This window comes from Steroidobacter sp. (genome assembly GCF_016790065.1).
GTDB lineage: Bacteria > Pseudomonadota > Gammaproteobacteria > Steroidobacterales > Steroidobacteraceae > Steroidobacter.
In genome coordinates this window covers 1-5,378 of record NZ_JAEUPY010000111.1, presented here as the reverse complement: position 1 = coordinate 5,378, position 5,378 = coordinate 1, and the positions used below count along the sequence as shown (strand labels likewise).

Annotated in this window: 6 protein-coding genes; 3 read left to right on the top strand and 3 right to left on the bottom strand. The window is 60.9% G+C overall.

All coding sequences use genetic code 11. The features are described from left to right. From JNL55_RS04730 to JNL55_RS04720, 3 genes are all read left to right on the top strand, one after another. Nucleotides 1–1,486: hypothetical protein (locus tag JNL55_RS04730; protein ID WP_293850030.1), on the top strand; the 1,486-nt coding region annotated here is incomplete at its 5' end. A gap of 77 nt (nt 1,487–1,563) precedes the next feature. Next, nucleotides 1,564–2,052 (top strand): hypothetical protein, encoded by a 489-nt coding sequence (locus JNL55_RS04725; protein ID WP_293850028.1) that lies wholly within the window; start codon nt 1,564–1,566, stop codon nt 2,050–2,052. Continuing rightward, the gene (locus JNL55_RS04720; protein ID WP_293850026.1) at nt 2,049–2,450 is read left to right on the top strand and encodes a hypothetical protein; all 402 of its coding nucleotides are present in this window, start codon (nt 2,049–2,051) and stop codon (nt 2,448–2,450) included. Before JNL55_RS04725 ends, JNL55_RS04720 begins: the two co-directional genes overlap by 4 nt. Before the next feature lie 14 nt (nt 2,451–2,464). On the opposite strand, the gene JNL55_RS04715 is transcribed toward JNL55_RS04720, so the two are convergent. From JNL55_RS04715 to JNL55_RS04705, 3 genes are all read right to left on the bottom strand, one after another. Continuing rightward, entirely contained in the window at nt 2,465–3,253 is a 789-nt protein-coding gene (locus tag JNL55_RS04715; RefSeq protein ID WP_293850023.1) for an FkbM family methyltransferase, read from the bottom strand. Nucleotides 3,254–3,329: 76 nt separating this feature from the next. Continuing rightward, entirely contained in the window at nt 3,330–4,889 is a 1,560-nt protein-coding gene (locus JNL55_RS04710; RefSeq protein ID WP_293850020.1) for a D-aminopeptidase, read from the bottom strand. Between the two features lie 19 nt (nt 4,890–4,908). Continuing rightward, nucleotides 4,909–5,378, bottom strand: a 470-nt coding sequence (locus JNL55_RS04705) for a FecR family protein (RefSeq protein ID WP_293850017.1), incomplete at its 5' end; no start/stop codon positions are given.

Here is a 5,378-nt window from a genome sequence, read left to right as displayed (position 1 = left end):
GGGCAAGGCTGCTGTGAAAGCGGTGGAGGAGGCGCACCTCACTGCCACTGTCCAGTCTTTGGACAAGGCCTTCGAGGACATGGCAACGAAGGAACAAGCGAGTGCTCGGGCCTATGCCGAACAGGTATTCGATTGGAGCATAGACAGCATCGGCAAGGCCGCATCGCTGGATGCGAATCCGCCAAAAGCGGAATTGGGTCAGCCCGTGCGGCCCAAGGGTTTGCTGACCGTCGGCAATAACCGGCTGCTTGAGTTGGGGCTGAAAGACAGTTCGCCGGCGGGGCTGGCAAACCTGATTGCAGGCGATGCCGGGCGTCGCGCCGATCTCGAGATGCTCAGCTCGAAACGCACCACCTTCCTGGGCGCCTTTGGTATCGCGCTGTCGAATTGCGTCGAGGTGTTCGCTGCTTCGGCGGATCCGGCGATTCCCAGCGATGTTCCTTCCGCTAAGACGCTCAAGCGCATACGCGCCGCGGCGCAGGCAGATGCCAAGGCTCAGTTCAAAGAGCTTGTCGATGACTGCAAGTCGCTCGAAACCAACTTGACCGCTTTTCATGCGCAGTTCGACGAGGGCACCGTCAACGAACGATTGGTCGCGCTTGCGGACGGTCTGCAAGCCGAGAAAACCTTTGCTGTCACCAAGGCTGGGATCGCCAAGGACATCGCCACCGCCAAGGCGAACGCTGCAGGTGCCTTCAAGGCGGCTGAGGCCGGCAAGGCCAAGCTGGCTGCGGTTGAAGCCGAGGCGAATGAACTACTAGACAAGATCGCCACAGCGCGACAGGTGAATGAGCTTGCCGGTGCTGAGGTGCTGGCCGAACAGAAGCTGGAATGGCTCGAGACCCTGCTGGCAGCGGTAGCCGGCACGCCGCCGGATGGCAAGGTCAAGCTCGATGACGATGAATTGCTCGGCATTGCCATCATCCGCGGCCTGCCGGCACTGCGCGATGACGCGAAGGCGCTGTTGGCAGACGCTGCGAAGCCGCGTCTTACGCCCATCGTAGCGGCCATCGACTATCAGAAACTGTTGCTGGCCAAACTGGATGCGGTCCACTCGGTCGACCGGAAGCGGCTGGCGCTGACCGAAAAACAACTCAACGCCGAGATCGACGAAGCGATCGCCTGGGCCCAGGTGCTCCGGCGCTTCCATCAGAACCCGGCGTGGTCTGGCAAGTCGATCGCGGCATTGAACGGTAGTCTCAGTGGCCAGGACAAGGGCACGTTCTACGAAGCGCTGGCCATTTATGGCGACAGCGTGCGCAACGCGCAGGTCGAGCAAGCCGTGCTCGAGGTGCGCTTGCTGGCCACCCAGTACGAGCGCGGCCTGGTCAACTCCCGATACGCCGCTGCTCAGTGGGATGCGCTGCTAGATACCACTGCCAAGGTTCTTTCCGAATATCACGCGTCAGGCATCAAGACCGCGGACGTTGCCGAGTTCTTCAAGGCACTGGGTCTGGTCGGCATCGGCGTGGGAGTTGCGCAATGAACAGTCACCACCAACGCGCATTCGTCGGGTCTGTGCTGTGCCTATTGCTCACAGCATGCAGCACACCTAAGCCGGTTTTGGAACTTGCATCCAAGGGTGCTGGCACCGTCGGGCTCGCTGAGGCGTCGCTGCGCGACTATCTCGCAGCGACTCAGGCTCAGCTCACTGCGCGCACTGAATTTGTGCGAGCCGATGCCGAGCAACTCGTCAGTGAGGCGACAGATCGCGAGCTGCTGGACATGTACCGCAAGGAAGCCGGCATGACGGTGCGCAATGACAGCGCCGAGCTCATTCGGTCGCTGGCCACCAAGCGGCGGGAGATGCGGGACAAGCGCGAGAAGGAGCTGGCGAAAGTCACCGCTGCCAACAGCTTCGATGCTTCAGGTTTGGCCAGGGTTCCCCAGGAAAAACTCGATGCCGCCAAGAAAAGCTTCGCGGTGCTGTCCGAAGAATTGTCCTCTGGCGAATGGATTGCGCTCGTCGGAGGTTACGTCAAGGTCATCTCGGCAGGTGTCGACCAGCTCGCATCGCCCACAGACGACAAACCCAAGGATGACACGCCATGAGCCCTCCCAACGATCAAGAGCCTGCGATCGCTTCAGATTCCGAAGTCTCGCGCTACGAAGATGCGTTCCTCGCCACGCGCCGCGTGCTCGACGAGGCGATCCGCAACCTTTCCATACTCAAAGCGTTGGCCACTGACTTCGACTCGCGCAACGAGCTGGGTCTCGAAATCACGATGCTCAAGCGTAAGCGCACGAAACTCGCGGCCGCGAACGTCGCGTTCCATTCGCAAACCGCCACGATGGTGCCGCCTTCGGCGGCGCAGGTAAAAGAGCTGTCGGATCTCGCGGACGAGGCCGTGCAGTTGACGGTGCAGAGGGCGACTGCCGCTGCGTCGCTCAAAATAGCGACCAAGGCTTTGAACAAGTTTGCCGAGATCCAAAGCATCGGCGGCGATTGATCGTCACGCTCGCGCTACGTGACGTTGGCTTTGCGGCGAATGTTACGTAGCACGACCGTATTGCCGTGTGCAGAGCGTTCGTAGTCGTAGTCGCGCAGCGCTGTTTCGAGCGCCGCCGTGCAGCCTGGGCGATAACGATCGTGCAGCTCGATCAATAGATTGTCCACTCGGCTCAACCAGTCGGCGCTGTGAGTCAGCACCTCCAGCTCGGCGCCCTCGATATCCATTTTGAGAATGTCGATGTGATCGACGCCATGCAATTGCATGACATCGGCAATGGACACGGCCCGAATGTCCGTCGGCTGCTCGGACTCGAGCACACGAAAACTCCAAGTGGCCGCGCCAGGATTCTCGATTCGCAGCCAGGTACTGCGGCTCCACAGGCCGGCATGCATGGGCCGGATTCGAGGATACGCGCTGACGTTCTTGCACAGTAACGCGAAGTTGGCCGCTTCCGCTTCGATGGCAATCACCGCCGCGCCTTGAAACTTCTCGGCAAAGAACACTGCGGTTAGCCCGATATGAGCGCCGGCATCGAGGATGACGGTTGGCGAGACAACGTCGATGTCGTATTCACGCATGACGAATACTTCATCGAACACTCTTTGATCCGCCGTGCCCGGGCGAATGGCAAGGGTGTGCCGGGTTTCGGCTTCGGCCGCCGAGATAAAACAAATGTCAGGATGCAGGAGCAGCGCAAAGTAGCCGGCGAGTGCACGCAGCAGCCCGAAGTGACCGCGGTACCAGCTCAGCCAAGCCCACTGCGAGGGGCTTACCAGTCTTCGGGCGAGACGCTTGAACATTTTTGTTGGAATGTCAGCGGTCGATGGCGCTACTGTGACAAAGAACGGGGCCGGGTCTACGAGAGTGAAAATTGTTTCATTCGACTGGTCGATAACGCAAATGCCGAGCCAGCCAGCAACCTACTCGCACCTCGCTGACTCGGCCTTGATTACGTTCGAAAACCAGCGTCCAGTCACCCGGCGGCGGTTGGTCGAGTGCTCTAGGACAGGGCAGCGCCCAAACATCGCCGCCGGCGTGCTGGAGCATTTCCATGCGACCTGTTCCCAATCCACCTGAGAAGCCGCCGAACAACACACCGCCGGCATTGTTTACAGTCAGCTCGGCATCGATTTCGGCGCAATGGAACCGCCCGACCAGATCTGCCGCTGGCGGACCTTCGCATCGGCGCAGCGAAGAGACGACATTCTCCGAGGGGCAAGATATTTGTAAGCCGCCGTCGTTTGCTTGCAGCTCGCAGCCGTCGGTGCCGATACCGTTGACGGTACTACGTAACACGCCATCGACATCGCCGAAGCGCAACCATTGCTGCCCCGTGCTATTCGTGGCGATGTGAGCCAACGTACCGGTTTCCGAATCCAGATAAGCGCCACGCCAATCGGGCAGGGCAGTGTCCGGCTCGCTCGGCGGCGCTGCGTCCAGACAGGAGCCGAGTAGGGTGAGTGCGGCTGATCGGGCGTCGCACATGTGATTGAACATCACCACCACTGACACTCGTTCCGATGGAACATACAGCCGATAGCTCCGCCACCCTCGGAGCTGACCGCCGTGGCCGGTGAAGGTGCGGCCGAATGCTTTCGAATGGCTGAGACCGAAGCTGTAAGACGCCGGCTGGCCATCGGCGAAAGTCACAGGTGCCGACAGGCGGCGATACAACGACTCGGGATCGTCGCGTGTCTGATCGATGTGACTTTCCCAGGCGATCATGTCTTCGAGAGTGGCGCCCATGCCGGCGTCACCGGTCCAAAAGATCCGATTTTCGGCCGGCCGGAAGCCGCCACTCGCAGAGCCTTCGTATCCTACGGTTCCATCGGGCATTGACTGTGTGTCCGCGGCCAGCAGCGCACCAGGCATGCCGACGCGGTCGAAGATTTGGGTTCGTAGCAGTTCGGCGAAGCTGCGGCCGGTGCGGTTCTCCAGAATGTCGCAGAGGATCCGAAAGTTCTGATTCGAGTACGAGTAGCGAGTGCCCGGTGCGAAATGTAACGAGCGCGTTGCGGCGATCAGGCGGCGCGCTTCGAGTTCGCCGAACACGGATTCCGGTTGCGGGCCCTGGAGCATGGCGACGGCCCAGTAGTCACGCAGCCCGGACTGGTTGTGACAAAGGTTCAACGCGGTCGGCGCCAGCTCCGGCAGCTTGGGCAAATGGCTTCGCACGTCGGCATCCAATACCGACACGTCAGCAAAGCGATCCAGCAGCAGGCTGCAGGTGAACTGTTTGGTGAACGAACAGATCCGAAAGAGAGTTTGGGCGGTGAACGGAATGCGACGTTCGACATTCGCATAACCCCACGTGCTACTGGCGATCTCGCGACCGTCCTTGAGCACGGCCAGCGCGCCGCCCGGCCCGGGGAACATTCGGGGGATTTCACGGACAGTCGCTTCGAGGCGGGCGGACGAGGACGGGCTGAAGCGCATCTGAAATCCAGGGAATGAGTTACTCGGAAGGTTCGCGCTGACTGATGACGATCTGCGCGTCGCGTCGGCTCAGTGCCAGGTCGCCCGTGCCGGACAGAATTCGCGCAAAGGATTCGGGTGCATTGGCATCGAACACTCCGGTGAATTGGCGGCCGGCGATGGCGGGGTCGGCGATCAAGAACTGAGGCGCTTTGTTGTAGCGGTTGAATTCTGCCACAACGTCCGCGAGCGTATCGCCGCGAAAGATCAGTCGCCGCTGCTGCCAGGCGGTGACCTTGCGTGCGTCCATCGGCGTGATGCTGGCAATCGTGGCTGCTTCCGTCAGCTCAGCCGATTGTCCGGCGGCCAGTATCTGGCGACTCGACGACGCTTCGCTGCCCACAGCCACCCGTCCTTCGATGACCGAGACCATGGTCTCTGCAGCTCGCCGCTGCACATTGAACTCGGTGCCGACTGCTTGAATCACGACGTCTCCAGCGTGCACCCGGA

Excerpts from the sequence above, each read along its gene's own strand:
- JNL55_RS04715 (WP_293850023.1), bottom strand. The coding sequence starts at position 3,253 with ATGTTCAAGCGTCTCGCCCGAAGACTGGTAAGCCCCTCGCAGTGGGCT.
- JNL55_RS04710 (WP_293850020.1), bottom strand. The coding sequence starts at position 4,889 with ATGCGCTTCAGCCCGTCCTCGTCCGCCCGCCTCGAAGCGACTGTCCGT.
- JNL55_RS04720 (WP_293850026.1), top strand. The coding sequence starts at position 2,049 with ATGAGCCCTCCCAACGATCAAGAGCCTGCGATCGCTTCAGATTCCGAA.